Origin of the sequence: Geobacillus sp. FJAT-46040 (assembly GCF_002335725.1) — a bacterium.
In the GTDB taxonomy this organism is placed as follows: Bacteria; Bacillota; Bacilli; order Bacillales; family Anoxybacillaceae; genus Geobacillus; species Geobacillus thermoleovorans.
Genome location: NZ_NISS01000001.1, coordinates 2,759,730 through 2,775,829 on the forward strand (window position 1 = coordinate 2,759,730; position 16,100 = coordinate 2,775,829).

Here is a 16,100-nt window from a genome sequence, read left to right on the forward strand (position 1 = left end):
ACGGAATGTCCGTTCAGAAAGCGATAGAGACTCCTTGACTCGACCGCAACACGAACACGTTTTGGACGAGGGGAACCATTTGTCGATTTTGATCAGCTTCTTCCCCTGTTCGGCCAGCTTGTACTGAAGGAAAGTGGTGAACATGCCCCAGCCGTTGTCATGAACGCCTTGACCGAAATGGAGGGCTTGTGACATCCCTTTCATGTTGAGGTCTTCGATGACCACGCAATCATACCGTTTCGCTAATTTGTGCGACTCCTTATGCAGAAAGTCCTTGCGCTGGTTGGCAATTTTCTCATGCAGCTTCGCTACTTTCAGACGCTGTTTGTGCCAACGATTCGAGCCTTTCTTTTTACGAGACAATTTACGCTGTTCTTTCGCTAATGTTTCCAATGCTTTGCGATAGAATCGAGGATAATTGGCTCTCTTACCCTCGCTATCGACATACAACGTACTCATGGAAAAATCAAGCCCAACAACCGTTTGTACTTCTTTTGGGGCAGGTTGATGTTCGTACTCTGTGAGAATAGAAATATAGTATTTTCCTGTTTTGGTTTTCGTGATCGTACAAGACTTGATGATATGGTGGGCAGGGATCTCCCGATGTTGCTTGAGCTTGATCCATTTCAGTTTGGGCAGCTTGATATAGCCATCTGAAAGCTTGATGTTGCCATTTACCATATTTGTGGTGTACGACTGTTTCGCCTTGCGGTTTTTGAACTTGGGAAATCCAGCGCGGCCAGAAAAGAAGTGTTGAAATGCTTTCTGCAAATTCAATTGGGCGTTTGCCAGCGCAAGGCTGTCCACTTCTTTTAGCCAAGGAAACTCCTTTTTGTACTTGGCAGGGGTCGGACATGTTTGCTGTTTCAAGGATTCTTGATCGTCCTTGAACTTTTCAAACATTTGTATGCGCTCTTCAAGCATTTTGTTATACACGAAACGGACACAACCGAAGGTTTTGGCGAGCAGTTGTTCTTGTTCTTTTGTTGGGTACAAACGAAACTTGTATGCCTTGTTTGCCATATCCAATCACCTCACTTCATACCTTGATTTTCGATATATTTTTTCTATAACTGATTATATTGTAATACACAAAAAAGAGACAATTTTAGGCTATACCTAACCGAAATTCATCTCCCACTTTCACTTCGTTTAGAAGTGGGAGACTTCTTTCGGAAAGATGTTAAAGCATGGCGAGAGCCAACCGGTCGAGGAGAAACCGATTCACTTGACCGTTGATCGTTCGAAAAAAGTGGAGGCGCCTGATTTCGCCCGCCCGAGCGACCGCTTTTTCACTCGACACGAACTGGAAGAAAAATTGCATCAATCGCGGCAGCGGTTGCGCCAAATCACGGAGCAAGCCAACCCGGCTGACTTGGAAGCCAAATCGTTCCCGCATCCAATTTTTGGGCCACTGAATTTGAAGCAATGGGTGGAATTTGTCGGCTATCATGAACAGCGCCACCTCGCGCAAATGGAAGAAATCAAGGCACAGCTTCCGTGAGGAGCGGGCGGCTCATCAAGGAAAAAGCCGAGCAACGACCAGCCAAATCCCCGCCCTGCTCGGCTTACAACGATTTTCCATCTTCATGTGAACGCTCCACTGCCCCTGTCACAGCCATTGTTTTCACTTGCTTTAACGTCGCCACGATGAGAAAACTGACAATAACAAGCAAACACCACGAACTCACCTTCCCAAGATGAACAAGGCTCCACGCCTTCACCTGGTTTGGATATTGCCAAGCGCCAAAAAAGGTGGCGATGTTTTCCGCGATCCAGATGAAAAACCCGATCAGCAAAAAGGACAAAACAAGCGGCATCCGGTAGCGGACTCCCCCGACCTCATACGTCACCCATGACCGCCAAAAGACAAGCATGACGAGGCTTGAGAGCCACCAACGAACGTCCACCCAATAATGGTGGGTGAAAAAATTCAAGTAAATCGCCGAAGCGAGAGGAACGACCATCCAAAACGGCGGCCATTGCACCAACTCCACCTTTAGCCTTCGCCACGCCTGGCAAAGATAGCTGGCGACGCTCGCATACATAAACCCGCTGTACAAGGGCACGCCAAAGATTTTCGTATACCCCTCTTCCGGATACGACCACGAACCCATGCGCACTTTAAACAGCTCGAGCGCAAGTCCAATGACGTGGAACAAGGTGATCACTTTGAGTTCATCCCGCGTTTCCATCCCTGACCGCACCATCCACCATTGCATGAGAAGGCAAATAACAAGCAGCCAATCATACCGCGGCAATAGCGGAAGCGGAGCGATCTTCGTCAGCGCCAATGAGGCAAAAATGACAACCGGAAACACGCAAGACAACACCTGCGCCCAACCGAAGCGAACAAGCTGCACAAACGCTTTGATCAGCCGCGACTTTCTGCAAAACTGGCGCACCCGGACGATCATGAGGCAAAGCGGTGGGTATTCGTTCACCGCTGCCTCGTGTTTCTCCCCTTTCAAGCCGCCCCCTCCCTACTCACGGATTTGACTCCCCTTCATCACTTCGATACTCCAAAATGTCCCCGGGCTGGCAATCGAGCGCCTTGCAAATGGCTTCGAGCGTCGAGAAACGGATCGCCTTCGCCTTCCCGTTTTTCAAGATCGACAAATTCGCCATCGTGATCCCGACTCTCTCCGACAGCTCGGTGACGCTCATCTTCCGCTTCGCCAACATGACATCAAGATTCACGATAATCGGCATGTCATCCACCTCAAATGGTCAACTCATTTTCTTGTTTGATTTCAATCGCCTGCTGCAGCAGCTTTTGCAAAACCGCGGCGAACACAGCGATGACAAGCGACGCAAACGGCACAATCAGACCGACGAAAATGACACCCGGAGCGTCGTCTTTCTCGGCGAACAAGTAAAACAGCGGCAAGACAAGCAAATGCAGCCCGCTGATGGCGACGGCGCAATGTTTGATCGTCTTTAACGCTTTCACCGACGCCTCGGAAAACGCGTCGTTTCGGTCAATATACACTAACAACCGGAACGCCTGATACAAAGCGAAGTAGAACGGCAGTGCGGACGCCTCAAACACAAGATAAACAAAATACTTGATCCAAGGGAACGTTGGCACCAGCTTGACAGCCACCTTCGCAAGCACAGGCACCAAAAATAGGCACAATGCCAAAACCGGAAGGCCGATCAACACTAAAGACGCCTTCAAAAACAACGTTTCCCGTTTCATCGAAACACCTCACTGACTCGTTTTCGACTTTATTGTAATGAACGTCTTATCGTTTATCAATAAATAATTGTTGATTTAAATTAAATTTTTTCTGCAAAACAGCAAAAAGAAAAGACGTCCCCACACGGGAACGCCCGACCATACCTATTGAGACGACAGGCACACCGTATTCACTTCCACGCCGCCCATTACCAATCGATTCGCTTTCCATCCCGGAAAAAGCCGCCGTTCGGCCCGTCAGGCCCGATTCTGCTATTTAACCGCACTCCCCCCAATTACTCGTTTTTCATCGACAGCCAGTGCTTTCGCGGAAATCATAATAGGATACCCTCCTTCAATCCATAAATTTCATCAACACCTGTCTATCATTATAAAAGAATGAGGGCACTTTCAATGGTTAGATCAAGACAATTCGTTGATTATTCAACAAATTGTATGAAATTATCGATGATCGATTCGATGTTTTCTTTTCCAACATCGTCATCCTCGCAAAGGAACAAACCCTACCAAAGATTCCCGATCATGAGGTCATATCGAAAACAACATCCGCCCGTTTAATCGGCTCTTCGGTTTCCAAATAATAGTCTTCTGCTTTCCAATACCGGTTGATGAACTTTTGGATGTTTTGTTTCACTTGATCGTTTTCACGGGCAAAGCGAATCTCCCGCGGACAATCCAAATAGACGACGAAATCAAAAAACGGCCTCCATTCTTTCCTTTGCAGAAAAACACCTTCAATCATGATCATGTCCGAATCAGAGAGATAAACCGTTCGCTTGGAGTGCGTATCGGTCTCATGATCATAAAACGGGAGGGTCAGCTGGTGGGATGCTTTGAGTTGACGGAACAACTGATGCGTTAGCCACTCCACATCCCACTGTAAATAATAATATTCAAACCATTCCTCGTTTCCCGTATGATAACGTTTGGCTCGCTCGACAATATGATCATCCATGTGAAAAACGCACACGGAGATGCCTTGCTCCCGCAACGTTTGACTCAGCTGATTGGCTAATGTCGTTTTGCCCGATCGGCTTAGCCCATCAATCCCGAGGACCAATCGGCCCGCTGTTTTTATCGCCAAAATGGTCTTGCATAAGAAGTCGATGCGATCACCCAACTCCATCCCCCCTCATGTATTTTTAGGATAGCCTATCTATAAAGTACAAATTCAAAATCGCCCTGCTGCGGCGGAAAAGAAGCGGTTTTTCCCGATGAACTCCGCTGTTTTTTCCGCTGCTTCCGTTTTCCTTTTCCAGCGATCACTTGCTCTAACCCTTTTCCCATTAATTTGAAGGCAAAAATGGCAACGATAAAGGCAACACACGGCCCGACAACAATCCATTGGTCAAGCATCATTTCCCGATAGGAAAGACCGATCAAGCCGGACCATTCGTTCGAAAGGGAGAGCGCCACTTTCTCCGGAGGGCCCAACCCAGTAGATCTGCTTCGGCGGCTGCGGAATGATGTCTTTCAGCCAATAAGAATAGAAAAAACTGGCCAGCAATAGACCGGCCGCGATGATAAACCCTGTCGTAAAATAAACGTTGCGGAATGCGCGCATCACGCTACCCCCCTCTCGATTCCCGTCAAATAAGCAATCACTCGTTTTCCGGCCACATCAATGATGTAAAACGGCAAAAACAGCATGGCAAGACCGATAGCCACTACTTCCGGCGGGAGCTGCTCATACAAAAACCGGAACAATCCGTGCATATTAAACAAATATTCCGCCACTAACAAGTTCGACAGCATAAACCAAAACAAATATTGGACGTTAGAAAACACGGTGATCAGCGCGTTGCGGAACATATGGCGCCATAGCACTGCCGTTTTTGACAATCCTTTCGCTAGCGCATATTCGACGTATGGCTTGTCTTTTTCCTCCGTAAACGCAAGAAATGTCATTTGGAACAGCAGAATGGAAGGCAAAATGGAAATCATGACAATCGGCAGCACGTATACATTGTCAAAACCGGCAACAGGATTGACAATAAGCAAATCTGTCTTTTTAAACACCCAGATGACAAACAGTTGCGTAGAAAAAATAAAAATAACATCGGGGATCGACTCAAGAAAAAACGCGATTCCTTTAACCATTTTTTGCAGCGGACGCGGAAGCAGTTAGACACAACTAACCAATGGAGGCGCAGTTTTTATATGACTAAATAAGTTTAGAAACTCAATTGGCTGCAGTAGGGCTTATCTTGAAGGGGGAATTTTATTCCCGCTATATTTGGATTTTATCCGGCTTTAGCAGATTCCTTCTTCTATGACTAGTTTGGCGACATGAAGGTCTCCTCTTTTAGTTCCAAATAGAAAATCGAGAAAAGCACCTTTAGGTGCCTTTCTCGATTCCCTTCAATCCTATTTCCTTCTCCCTAATTGGAATCCCATCCTCGTTGCCAATCAAACTGAATTGAATTTGTTTCGCTTCGATACCGATCGCGAGTATAAGGCTTTTTTTGTCACTTAACAACAGCCTTTCCGACCAACGAACCGCTCACTCCACCGTCACGCTCTTCGCCAAGTTGCGCGGTTTGTCGACGTCGCAGCCGCGGTGCAAGGCGGCATAGTAGGCGATCAGCTGCAACGGCACGACGGAGACAAGCGGCGTAAGATCCGGATGGACGGATGGGATGATAAAGCGGTCGCCGTCGCCTTCCAGGCCGCGCATCGAGATGACGCACGGGTTCGCGCCGCGGGCGACGACTTCTTTTACGTTGCCGCGAATGCTCAAATTCACGTGCTCCTGAGTGGCAAGCGCAATCACTGGCGTGCCGTCCTCAATCAAGGCGATCGTGCCGTGTTTCAGCTCGCCGCCGGCGAACCCTTCCGCTTGGATGTACGAGATCTCCTTCAGTTTCAGCGCGCCTTCTAGGCAGACATAGTAGTCAACGGCGCGGCCGATGAAAAAGCAGTTGCGCGTCAGGGTCAAGTAGTCGCTTGCGATTTTCTCCATTTCTTCTTTCGCATCACACAGCATTTCCATCACATTGGCGACGATGGCGAGCTCTTTCGTCAAGTCAAAGTCCAGCTCAAAGCCTTTCGCTTTCGCCGCCGCGGCGGCCAAAATCGCAAGCACAGCAATTTGCGCCGTATAGGCCTTTGTCGAGGCAACGGCGATTTCCGGGCCGGCGTGCAACTGGAGAGTATAATCGGCTTCCCGCGACAGCGTCGAACCTGGGACGTTCGTGATCGTGATCGCTTTATAGCCGAGTTTGTTCGTTTGCACGAGCACGGCGCGGCTGTCGGCCGTTTCGCCGCTTTGCGAGATAAAGATGAAGAGCGGCTTTTCCGACAACAGCGGCATGTTGTACGAAAATTCGCTGGCAATATGCACTTCGACTGGAATTTTCGCCCACGACTCGATCAATTGCTTGCCGACAAGACCTGCGTGGTAGCTCGTTCCGCACGCGACAATGTACAGGCGGTCGGCGTTCAGCACCTCATTGATGATCGCTTTGTCAATGGCCAATTCACCGTTGTCATCTTGGTATTTTTGAATGATGCGGCGGATGACGAACGGCTGCTCATCAATTTCTTTCAGCATGTAATGCGGATACGTCCCTTTTTCAATGTCGCTCGCATCGAGCTCAGCCGTAAATGGCTTCCGTTTGACTGTTTCACCGTTTAGCGTTTGAATCGTGACGTTCTCGCTCGTGACGATGACGAGTTCCCCATCCATCAGTTCGACGAATTGATTCGTCACTTGGAGCATCGCCATCGCATCGCTCGCCACGACGTTAAATCCATCACCCAATCCGACAAGAAGCGGGCTTTTGTTTTTCGCCGCATAGATGGTGTTTTCGTCTTGTGCATCGATCATGGCGATGGCGTACGATCCTTTTAACAGCGAGAGCGTTTTTCGGAACGCTTCTTCCGTTGTCAGCCCGTCACGGACGAATTTTTCCACGAGCTGGACGATGACTTCCGTGTCCGTGTCGCTTTGAAACGCAACATCGGCTAAATAATCGCGCTTGACCATTTCATAGTTTTCAATGACACCGTTATGCACAAGCGTAAAACGGCCTGAGGCGCTTTGATGCGGGTGGGCGTTCACTCGGCTTGGCGCCCCGTGTGTCGCCCAACGTGTATGGCCAATGCCGACCGTCGCGTTGACGTTCGGGTCGACGATGCGGCGCAAATCAGCGATCCGTCCTTTTTCCTTAAACACATGCACGCCGCTTTCGTTCAACACGGCGATCCCCGCCGAATCGTAGCCGCGATACTCGAGTTTTTCCAATCCGCGCAATAAAATTTCCTTCACATCTTGATAACCGATATAGCCAACAATGCCGCACATGGCAAATGTTCCTCCTTTTCATCTTGGAGGCTGCCGCTAACGAGAACCGTCTTTCCTGTTCAGTTGTCAAAGAACATGTTCGGGGTCTCGCCGATCCACGGGCGGCAGACTCCCTTCTTCGTTTCGCGCGATGACATCCTCCCCTTTGTGCAAAGGGTCACCCCTTTGTTTTAAGAGAGGACTTGCGGCTGTCATCGCTCCAGCCGGGAGGCATCCGCCGAAAACCTCGATAAACCTCCTCCTCGTCAACTAAGCGTTCTTCCGTCCAACGCTTAGTCCAGGCGCTTTTGTCTCGTCAAAACCGATGCAACAACCAACCACCTTTTTGCTTTGTTGGCCATGCCTACGGTTGCGGCAAGCCATCACTTCACCATGTTCCGCTCTTCGCCCTTCCATCGCCTCCTTTCAAGAAAAGGCAACAACGTTAATATTACAGGACATTCCCAGCGGCGTCAACTATCATCTATCCATCCCTTTATATAAAATAACCTATGCATAAACGGAAGCGAACGTTCCGTCTATGCATAGGGTGGTTGTCCAAGCGGTCGGTTATTCCACTCCCATTTCACGGCGGACGACATCCGCGATCCGCTCAACGTAGGCGCGGCACGCTTCCTCGGTTTGGGCCTCCGCCATAATGCGCACAAGAGGCTCAGTCCCCGATGGGCGGACAAGAACGCGGCCGTTGCCGTTCATCTCTGCTTCCACTTCGGCGATCACTTTCTTGACTTGCTCATTTTCCATCGCTTTTTCTTTATCTTTTACCCGGACGTTCACAAGCAGCTGCGGGTATTTTTTCATTTCCCCCGCCAATTCGGAAAGCGGCTTGCCTTTGATTTTCATGATGTTGACAAGCTGGAGCGCCGTCAACATTCCGTCCCCCGTCGTGTTGTAGTCAAGGAAGATGATATGTCCGGACTGCTCGCCGCCGAGATTATAGCCGTTCTTCTTCATTTCCTCGACGACATAGCGGTCGCCAACGGCCGTTTGTACACTTTTGATTCCCTGCGCCTCAAGCGCCTTGTAAAACCCAAGGTTGCTCATGACCGTCGAGACGACAGTTTGGTGCTTGAGGCGGCCGGTTTCTTTTAAATATTTGGCGCAAATGTACATAATTTGATCGCCGTCAACAATGTTGCCGCGTTCATCCACGGCGATGAGGCGGTCGCCATCGCCGTCAAAGGCGAGCCCGACATCGGCTCCTTTTTCTTTGACAAACGCCGCCAACGCTTCCGGATGGGTGGAACCGACTCCTTCGTTAATGTTGAGCCCATTGGGCGAAGCCCCCATTGTCACGACATCCGCATCCAAATCGGCAAATAAGTACGTCGCAAGCGATGACGTCGCCCCGTGCGCGCAGTCGAGGGCGATTTTCATCCCGGAAAAATCTTCTTCATCGATCGTTTGTTTTAAATACTGCAAGTACTTTTGTCCGCCTTCAAAATAGTCGTTTACTTGCCCAAGCCCAGCCCCGATCGGCCGCGGCAGCATATCCTCCGCGCTGTCGATCAGCGCCTCAATTTCCGCTTCCTGCTCATCCGACAGCTTGAACCCGTCCGGACCGAAAAATTTAATGCCGTTATCTTGCACCGGGTTGTGGGAGGCGGAAATCATAATGCCGGCCTGCGCTCCAAGCGCCTTCGTCAAATAGGCGACGCCTGGCGTGGAAATGACGCCAAGGCGCATCACCTCGACCCCGATCGACAAAAGCCCGGCGACCAGGGCGCCTTCCAGCATATGGCCGGAAATGCGGGTGTCGCGCCCGATCAATACTTTCGGGCGCTCAGCGCTTTTGGTCAGCACGTATCCGCCGCAGCGGCCGATTTGAAACGCCAACTCTGGCGTCAATTCACGATTTGCGACTCCTCGTACACCATCAGTGCCAAAATATTTGCCCATTCGTTCACTCTCTCCTTACTATGCAGTTTATTGTGCAGTTGCTTTGTCGCTAATATGGACCATCGCCGTTTCCGCCGACGGCTGCCATTGGACTTGTTCAGGGTTGTTCCATTGAATGGGAACTTGATGTTCGCCGGTGTCAAGCCCACGGACATCGACATACAAACGAATATCGTCTTTTGTCAACCCGCGGACGATATCAGGCGGACCGACAAGGCGGACCGTAATTTTACCTTCAAGCGGTTTGACAAATTCAGCTTTGTATGAATCCGGCAAGCCGACGACGGCGATCGGCACGTCTTTCCACGTTTGCGTGACGTCTTTTTCCACATCAATATGCACCTTGATTTTGTCTGGATCGACGTTTTTTGCTCCATCAGGGAGCGGAGCGTCAAGTTCTACCGTCGCATCGTCGGTAATGTCGTCCAAATCAACTGTCAATCCTTCCAGCTTGTCAATATGGTTCAACACTTCCTTCGATCCATAAATCGTCACTCGATCCGGCTCCGGCGTGATGCTGACAAGATGCACACCATCCGGCAACTCCCCAGTTGTTCGCACTTGAACCGGCACCGTCTTGCTCGGGCTTTTCACCGGCACGGTTACTTCCACCGACGATGGCTCTGGCTCAATATCCAACTCATTTCCCCGTCGATCGTACACCCGAACGCGCGCTTCTCTCGTCAGCGTTTCCGTCGCCCCATCTAAGTCGACGATGGCTTTGACAAACGCAATCTCGTCGATTAGTTCCTTCGCCCCGGTAATCGTCACGGCATCTGGTTTCACAGTCGGTTCTCCAACGGAATAGCCATCCGGCATTTTGTTTCGATTGAAAAATTCAACACCGACAGGAAACCGTTTCGACACTTTTTCACGAATCGTCACTTTGGCCGAGGAAGGCTGAATCGTCACTTTCAACTTGTCAGAGATGTCCCTGTATTTGATCGGCACCGTGTATGTCCCTAACGGCAATTCCGTTAAATCGACATACACCTCGAAATTTCGCTGCAGAGCCGTCGGCTTGACAATGCTGGCCGGCCCTTGGAGCGTAACGTTCACGTATTTCGGGACGCCAGATACGACCAAGTTGTCTTCATCATAGTAAGCGACCACCGGAATATCGATCAACGTTTCCGTATCTTCCTGGCCAAACGTGTCGCGCGTTTCACCGGTTTTCGCCCCGACATTGGCCGACATATACAGCATAATCGCCAGCAATAAGGAGACAACGCGAATAAACCAAGGATGGTCCATCAACTTATCCATGTTTCTTCCCCCTCCACTGCCAACGGGAAGAAGCGGGCGCCTTCGTCGCTGGAGCAAGTTCGCCGGTCAACAGCTCCCGAAACTCATCGATCGTTAAATCGCGGTACAGCTCGCCGTTTTTCGTCAACGATACCGCTCCCGTCTCCTCCGACACGACGACGGTGACGCTGTCAGTCACTTCGCTGATGCCGAGCGCCGCCCGATGGCGTGTTCCGAGCTCTTTCGAAATAAATGGACTTTCCGATAATGGTAAATAACAGGCCGCCGCAGCGATTTGGTTTTTTTGAATAATGACCGCCCCATCATGAAGCGGCGTGTTCGGAATGAAAATATTAATGAGCAGTTCAGGCGATACATGAGCGTTTAACATAATGCCGGTTTCGACATAATCGTTCATTCCGGTTTCCCGCTCAATGGAAATCAGCGCGCCGATGCGTCGCTTCGCCATATACTCGGTCGCTTTTACAATGGCCTCCACCATTCGCATCCGCTCTTCATCTTCATTGACCGTATTGCGGGTGAACAGCCGTCCACGGCCAAGCTGCTCGAGGGCGCGCCGCAATTCCGGCTGAAAAATAATGATGATCGCGAGAAATCCCCAAATGATCGCCTGATCCATCAGCCATTGCAGCGTTGTCAAACCGAGATAATTGCTCACGAAACGAACCAAAATAATTAAAAAAATGCCTTTTAACAGCTGAATGGCCTTCGTCCCGCGAATCATCATGATCAACTTGTAAATCACATACCAAACGACAAGGATATCAACCACTTTTAACAAATATGACACGATGGGGAGCTCTCCGAAGGACATCTTCACACTTCCTTTATCTCTAATTCCAATCTGTTGATGGCCACGGAAAAAGCCATCGAACGATGGCTGCCATCATTCAATCGATTGGAGCGCACGATTGAACCTTTCTTTAATATTATACCAAATCCATTCAAACACTTGATTAATTTCCTCCACTTCCCCTGTCACTTGCCCGGCGGACGCCATATATTTCTTTCCATGGATCACAGTCACGTCCCCATCAACCGTTCCTTCAATCCGAATCGAGCCATTGCGGACGACAATATCCCCTTTGACCGTTTCTCCTTTCGGCACGATGACAGTATGATCGCGGATGATGACATGTTCATCAGCTGAGACGGAAAACGCGCCTCTTTTCCCCCATGAAGAAGCTAAGCTGCCTAAAGTGAGCGCTAAAAACAACGAGGCAGCCGTAAGCAGCGGGTGGCGATGCAGGAAGCGGCGCAGCCGCGCAGTCTTTCTCTCTTTCGGCATCGCCTCCATAACCTTGGCTGCAAACGACGGCGGCGCCGCAACGTGGGCGGCATATTGGAGGAAAGCAACCGTCTTTTTCAGCTCGTGAAAATGGGCAGCGCACGCAGCGCACGAACGCAAATGTTCTTTCAGCTGCTGCTCTCCTTCTGGCTGGAGATCTCCATCAAAATAGCTGTGCATGAGCAACACGATTTCTTTCGGACATTCCATAGTCTCCCACCCTCTTATAAATGACCCAATTGCCTGCGCAACGCTTCGCGGCCGCGATGCAGCCGCGTTTTCACCGTGCCGACCGGCAACCCTAAAATCTCGCTGATTTCTTGCAAGGACAAATCTTCCATATATTTCAACACGATCACGCTTCGATACTTTTCTAGCAACTGCTCAATCGCTCGCTGCACCGTCTCTTGCAGCTCCAGGCTTTCCACTGCCTCCTCCGGGGATGCTTCGCGGGAAGGAAGCTGAGCCTGCATCGTCAACCCGTCCGTGCCTCCGACCTCTTCATCTAAATACACGTCCGGCTTCCGTTTCCGCAATTTATCGATCGTCAAGTTCGTCGCGATCCGGTACAGCCAAGTGGAAAACTTCATTTCTGGATTGTACGTATCAATATGGATGTAGGCGCGGATGAACGCCTCCTGCGCCGCATCTTCCGCCTCATGCCGATTGCCAAGCATTCGATAGCAAAGGCGGTAAATCTTGTCCTTATACAAATCGACAAGATCCGCGTATGCGTTTTGATCCCCTTTTTGGATCGCCTTAATTCTCTTTTTAATAAATAGATCCATAAAATACAATACCCCCGCCTCACGGCTTACTGTATATTACGGCGCTCGATCAAGAAAAGTTTCATGCAACATATTTATTGTATCATACAACTGAAAAAGAGGGGACGCCAAACAAATGGCAGCCCCTCTTTCACAAACAGCGGGAACAAATCATCATCATATCCGTGAATCCCGCAACCAACCCTCTTTGCCCACATGCATTAAATGAGTTTTTCACCAAACAACGACCCCATCAGCGCTACAGCAACTGATGCTGTTTTGTTCCGCTCATCCAAGATCGGGTTCACTTCGACAAATTCCGCTGAAGTGATGATTTGTGCTTCGGCCAGCATCTCCATCGCCAAATGGCTTTCGCGGTATGTCAATCCTCCAATGACAGGCGTTCCGACTCCCGGTGCGTCGCTTGGGTCAAGGCCATCCAAGTCAAGCGACAAATGAACGCCATCCGTTCGTTCTTTTAAATAGGTGATCGTTTCTTCCATCACCCTTGTCATTCCGAGCCGATCAACCTCATGCATCGTGTAAATTTTGATTCCTTTTTCGCGAATAAACTTCTTCTCCCCTTCATCAAGGGAACGGACGCCAATCAACACGACATGTTCCGGCTTGATTTTGGGGCTGTATCCGCCGATTTGCGTCAACGCCGGATGACCAAACCCGAGGCTCGCCGCCAGCGGCATGCCATGAATGTTTCCAGACGGCGACGTTTCCTCGGTGTTGACGTCGCCGTGCGCGTCATACCAGATCACTCCAAGCCGCTCATAATGTTTCGCCACCCCGGCGATCGTGCCAATGGCGATGCTATGGTCGCCGCCCAGCACAAGTGGGAAGCGCCCCCGCTGAACGACTTGGTCAACCGCCGTCGCGAGTTTCTCATTCGCCTCCGCAACCGCTTTCAAATTGCGAAACCGTGAATCTCCTTGCTCGTGCAACCGCTCTGCTTTCCCAATCGGAATATCTCCCAAATCTTCAATATCGTAATGAAGACGTTCCAGACGTTCGATGATGCCTGCATAACGCATTGCGCTCGGCCCCATATCAACGCCGCGGCGTGTCTGCCCTAAATCCATCGGAACCCCGATAATTGAAATTGGCTTCATGCTGTCTCCCACTCCTTTCCGGTTCCTGTTACGTCTTTATTGTAGAGGAAAGAAAGGGGATGACTCAACTTGACAAAATTTTGAATATTTATACCGATATAACAAAAAAGAGCAGGCTGCTTGTGGTTGTCAAGCAGTCTGCTCTTGATGGAGCCTATCGGGATCGAACCGATGACCTCCTGCGTGCAAAGCAGGCGCTCTCCCAGCTGAGCTAAGGCCCCGCCCAAGCGGAAGACGGGACTCGAACCCGCGACCCCCACCTTGGCAAGGTGGTGTTCTACCACTGAACTACTTCCGCGCTATGGTGAGCCATGGAGGACTCGAACCTCCGACCCTCTGATTAAAAGTCAGATGCTCTACCTACTGAGCTAATGGCTCATGGTTAGGTATACACTCACAGTGAACGATGTCCCTTCCTCTACTAGCATATTCGAAGATGTCAGATGCGTCGGGACAACTCGTAGCAAACTCGATGATGTAACGCTCGTTGCTCTACCTACTGAGCTAATGGCTCATGGTTAGGATAACACTCTACAGCTTTGTTTCACTCTACCTGCCTCTTCCTCTCCCAGCTGTTTCACAGATGCCTAGTGCGTCGAGGCAACTCGAAGCAAACTCGAAGATGCAACGCTCGTTACTGAGCTAATGGCTCATAGTCAAGTATACACTCACAGTGAACGATGTCCCTTCCTCTGCTAGCATATTCGAAGATGAAGGATGCGTCGGGACAACTCGAAGCAAATCCGAAGATGCTTCGCTCGTTGCTGAGCTAATGGCTCATGACCATTTTTATGTACAAAAAAATAATGGCTGGGCTAGCTGGATTCGAACCAGCGCATCACGGAGTCAAAGTCCGTTGCCTTACCGCTTGGCTATAGCCCAACGCGATGAGAAAAAAACGCTGTATTCAATTGCTATTATATCTCAGCAATCAGGGAAGTATACACTTTTCATTTCGGCCAATCATCCTTGAAAGGACGACTGGCCGAAATGGAGTGACCCGTACGGGATTCGAACCCGTGTTACCGCCGTGAAAGGGCGGTGTCTTAACCACTTGACCAACGGGCCGGAAAATAAATGGAGCTTCCAACCGGGCTCGAACCGGTGACCTCTTCCTTACCATGGAAGTGCTCTACCTACTGAGCTATGGAAGCATAAAAATGGCTCCGCAAGTAGGATTCGAACCTACGACCTACCGGTTAACAGCCGGTTGCTCTACCGCTGAGCTATTGCGGAATGATGAATAAACTATATGTCATGCACATCTTCTCAATGTGCTTGTTGCCTCTTCCTCTGCCAACTAATTCAAGGAAGCGAGATGCGTCGAGGCAATTTGAAATAAAAGTCCAACATGCTAAAAATCAGTGTCCCTTCCTCTGCCAGCCAATTCATAAGGAGTCAGATACGCCGGGACAACTCAAAGTAAATTCAAAGTAAATTCAACGATGCTAAAGCTCGTCGCTGAGCTATTGCGAAGTGAATAACATTGCCTAGCAGCGACCTACTCTTGCAGGGGCGCTGGCCCCAACTACCATCGGCGCTGGAGGGCTTAACTTCCGTGTTCGGGATGGGAACGGGTGTTTCCCCTCCGCTATCACCACTAGGCAATGGATGATTGATTTGCTTTAGACAATAATTATTATATCCACCCTGCTTTATTTGTCAACAGGAAGTTCATTCCTTCAAAACTAGATAACCGTTTCGGGAAGAAGCCGCGGCGCCTCCACTTTTCATTGTCTAGCTCCGGCTCGCCTCCGCTTTTCTAGGTTAAGCCCTCGATCGATTAGTATCCGTCAGCTCCACGTGTCGCCACGCTTCCACCTCGGACCTATCGACCTCGTCATCTTCGAGGGATCTTACCCGCCTGACGCGGTGGGAAATCTCATCTTGAGGGGGGCTTCACGCTTAGATGCTTTCAGCGCTTATCCCGTCCGCACATAGCTACCCAGCGGTGCCCCTGGCGGGACAACTGGTACACCAGCGGTGCGTCCATCCCGGTCCTCTCGTACTAAGGACAGCTCCTCTCAAATTTCCTCCGCCCGCGACGGATAGGGACCGAACTGTCTCACGACGTTCTGAACCCAGCTCGCGTACCGCTTTAATGGGCGAACAGCCCAACCCTTGGGACCGACTACAGCCCCAGGATGCGATGAGCCGACATCGAGGTGCCAAACCTCCCCGTCGATGTGGACTCTTGGGGGAGATCAGCCTGTTATCCCCGGGGTAGCTTTTAGCGATGGCCCGATGGCCC

15 protein-coding genes, 7 tRNA genes, 1 rRNA gene and 1 other annotated feature (1 of these 24 only partly in view) are annotated in these 16,100 nt (G+C 50.2%); of the genes, 1 reads left to right on the forward strand and 22 read right to left on the reverse strand.

Annotation, left to right across the window (positions count from 1 at the left end; genetic code table 11):
- The coding region (locus tag CD000_RS14675) for an RNA-guided endonuclease TnpB family protein (protein WP_198962518.1) at positions 1–1,029 on the reverse strand (1,029 nt) is incomplete at its 3' end.
- 151 nt (positions 1,030–1,180) lie between these two features.
- Here CD000_RS14675 and CD000_RS14680 point away from each other — a divergent pair.
- Positions 1,181–1,504 (forward strand): DinB family protein, encoded by a 324-nt coding sequence (locus CD000_RS14680; RefSeq protein ID WP_233130468.1) that lies wholly within the window; start codon positions 1,181–1,183, stop codon positions 1,502–1,504.
- Positions 1,505–1,568: 64 nt separating this feature from the next.
- Here the strand turns inward: CD000_RS14680 and CD000_RS14685 are convergent, their stop codons facing one another.
- The 21 genes from CD000_RS14685 to rrf form a co-directional block, all read right to left on the reverse strand.
- Entirely contained in the window at positions 1,569–2,471 is a 903-nt protein-coding gene (locus CD000_RS14685; protein WP_021322048.1) for a DUF817 domain-containing protein, read from the reverse strand.
- 16 nt (positions 2,472–2,487) lie between these two features.
- Positions 2,488–2,712, reverse strand: a complete 225-nt coding sequence (locus tag CD000_RS14690; RefSeq protein ID WP_013144000.1) for a helix-turn-helix domain-containing protein — start codon at positions 2,710–2,712, stop codon at positions 2,488–2,490.
- A gap of 10 nt (positions 2,713–2,722) precedes the next feature.
- The gene (locus CD000_RS14695) at positions 2,723–3,202 is read right to left on the reverse strand and encodes a DUF2975 domain-containing protein (protein WP_096225940.1); all 480 of its coding nucleotides are present in this window, start codon (positions 3,200–3,202) and stop codon (positions 2,723–2,725) included.
- A 520-nt stretch (positions 3,203–3,722) separates the two neighbouring features.
- On the reverse strand, positions 3,723–4,328 hold the full coding sequence (locus CD000_RS14700) for a kinase (RefSeq protein ID WP_082825787.1): 606 nt from the start codon (positions 4,326–4,328) through the stop codon (positions 3,723–3,725).
- Positions 4,329–4,354: 26 nt separating this feature from the next.
- The gene (locus CD000_RS14705) at positions 4,355–4,636 is read right to left on the reverse strand and encodes a hypothetical protein (RefSeq protein ID WP_023634310.1); all 282 of its coding nucleotides are present in this window, start codon (positions 4,634–4,636) and stop codon (positions 4,355–4,357) included.
- 129 nt (positions 4,637–4,765) lie between these two features.
- Positions 4,766–5,326 (reverse strand): ABC transporter permease subunit, encoded by a 561-nt coding sequence (locus CD000_RS14710; RefSeq protein WP_369806598.1) that lies wholly within the window; start codon positions 5,324–5,326, stop codon positions 4,766–4,768.
- Between the two features lie 379 nt (positions 5,327–5,705).
- Positions 5,706–7,508, reverse strand: a complete 1,803-nt coding sequence (gene glmS, locus CD000_RS14715) for a glutamine--fructose-6-phosphate transaminase (isomerizing) (RefSeq protein ID WP_096225941.1) — start codon at positions 7,506–7,508, stop codon at positions 5,706–5,708.
- Between the two features lie 549 nt (positions 7,509–8,057).
- Positions 8,058–9,407, reverse strand: coding sequence for a phosphoglucosamine mutase (glmM, locus tag CD000_RS14720; protein ID WP_096225942.1), 1,350 nt, complete (start codon positions 9,405–9,407; stop codon positions 8,058–8,060).
- 27 nt (positions 9,408–9,434) lie between these two features.
- The gene (locus CD000_RS14725) at positions 9,435–10,673 is read right to left on the reverse strand and encodes a CdaR family protein (protein WP_096225943.1); all 1,239 of its coding nucleotides are present in this window, start codon (positions 10,671–10,673) and stop codon (positions 9,435–9,437) included.
- Complete coding sequence (cdaA, locus tag CD000_RS14730) at positions 10,666–11,487, reverse strand: diadenylate cyclase CdaA (RefSeq protein ID WP_011229664.1); 822 nt, start codon at positions 11,485–11,487, stop codon at positions 10,666–10,668. Before cdaA ends, CD000_RS14725 begins: the two co-directional genes overlap by 8 nt.
- 72 nt (positions 11,488–11,559) lie before the next feature.
- Positions 11,560–12,171 (reverse strand): anti-sigma-W factor RsiW, encoded by a 612-nt coding sequence (gene rsiW / locus CD000_RS14735; RefSeq protein WP_096225944.1) that lies wholly within the window; start codon positions 12,169–12,171, stop codon positions 11,560–11,562.
- Between the two features lie 14 nt (positions 12,172–12,185).
- Entirely contained in the window at positions 12,186–12,749 is a 564-nt protein-coding gene (sigW, locus tag CD000_RS14740) for an RNA polymerase sigma factor SigW (protein ID WP_096225945.1), read from the reverse strand.
- 200 nt (positions 12,750–12,949) lie between these two features.
- A complete protein-coding gene (gene rocF, locus CD000_RS14745) occupies positions 12,950–13,849 on the reverse strand; it encodes an arginase (RefSeq protein ID WP_096225946.1) in 900 nt (299 codons plus the stop codon).
- Between the two features lie 148 nt (positions 13,850–13,997).
- Positions 13,998–14,070, reverse strand: a tRNA-Ala gene (locus CD000_RS14750).
- Between the two features lie 5 nt (positions 14,071–14,075).
- Positions 14,076–14,147: transfer RNA gene (locus tag CD000_RS14755), tRNA-Gly, on the reverse strand.
- A 4-nt stretch (positions 14,148–14,151) separates the two neighbouring features.
- Positions 14,152–14,227 (reverse strand) — tRNA-Lys (locus CD000_RS14760).
- Positions 14,228–14,656: 429 nt separating this feature from the next.
- Positions 14,657–14,731: transfer RNA gene (locus CD000_RS14765), tRNA-Gln, on the reverse strand.
- Between the two features lie 114 nt (positions 14,732–14,845).
- A tRNA-Glu gene (locus tag CD000_RS14770) sits at positions 14,846–14,917 on the reverse strand.
- A 10-nt stretch (positions 14,918–14,927) separates the two neighbouring features.
- Positions 14,928–15,003: transfer RNA gene (locus tag CD000_RS14775), tRNA-Thr, on the reverse strand.
- A gap of 7 nt (positions 15,004–15,010) precedes the next feature.
- Positions 15,011–15,085, reverse strand: a tRNA-Asn gene (locus CD000_RS14780).
- Between the two features lie 252 nt (positions 15,086–15,337).
- Positions 15,338–15,454: ribosomal RNA gene (gene rrf, locus CD000_RS14785) — 5S ribosomal RNA — on the reverse strand.
- A gap of 158 nt (positions 15,455–15,612) precedes the next feature.
- Positions 15,613–16,100: a sequence feature (mutual gap in cmsearch alignment for this rRNA model is longer than 100), on the reverse strand; it runs 2,084 nt beyond the window's last position.

What these genes read in the sequence shown, in the direction of transcription:
- CD000_RS14680 (WP_233130468.1), top strand. Translation starts at nt 1,181, where the DNA reads ATGTTAAAGCATGGCGAGAGCCAACCGGTCGAGGAGAAACCGATTCAC.
- CD000_RS14690 (WP_013144000.1), bottom strand. Translation starts at nt 2,712, where the DNA reads ATGCCGATTATCGTGAATCTTGATGTCATGTTGGCGAAGCGGAAGATG.
- CD000_RS14695 (WP_096225940.1), bottom strand. Translation starts at nt 3,202, where the DNA reads ATGAAACGGGAAACGTTGTTTTTGAAGGCGTCTTTAGTGTTGATCGGC.
- CD000_RS14700 (WP_082825787.1), bottom strand. Translation starts at nt 4,328, where the DNA reads ATGGAGTTGGGTGATCGCATCGACTTCTTATGCAAGACCATTTTGGCG.
- glmS (WP_096225941.1), bottom strand. Translation starts at nt 7,508, where the DNA reads ATGTGCGGCATTGTTGGCTATATCGGTTATCAAGATGTGAAGGAAATT.
- glmM (WP_096225942.1), bottom strand. Translation starts at nt 9,407, where the DNA reads ATGGGCAAATATTTTGGCACTGATGGTGTACGAGGAGTCGCAAATCGT.
- CD000_RS14725 (WP_096225943.1), bottom strand. Translation starts at nt 10,673, where the DNA reads ATGGATAAGTTGATGGACCATCCTTGGTTTATTCGCGTTGTCTCCTTA.
- cdaA (WP_011229664.1), bottom strand. Translation starts at nt 11,487, where the DNA reads ATGTCCTTCGGAGAGCTCCCCATCGTGTCATATTTGTTAAAAGTGGTT.
- rsiW (WP_096225944.1), bottom strand. Translation starts at nt 12,171, where the DNA reads ATGGAATGTCCGAAAGAAATCGTGTTGCTCATGCACAGCTATTTTGAT.
- sigW (WP_096225945.1), bottom strand. Translation starts at nt 12,749, where the DNA reads ATGGATCTATTTATTAAAAAGAGAATTAAGGCGATCCAAAAAGGGGAT.
- rocF (WP_096225946.1), bottom strand. Translation starts at nt 13,849, where the DNA reads ATGAAGCCAATTTCAATTATCGGGGTTCCGATGGATTTAGGGCAGACA.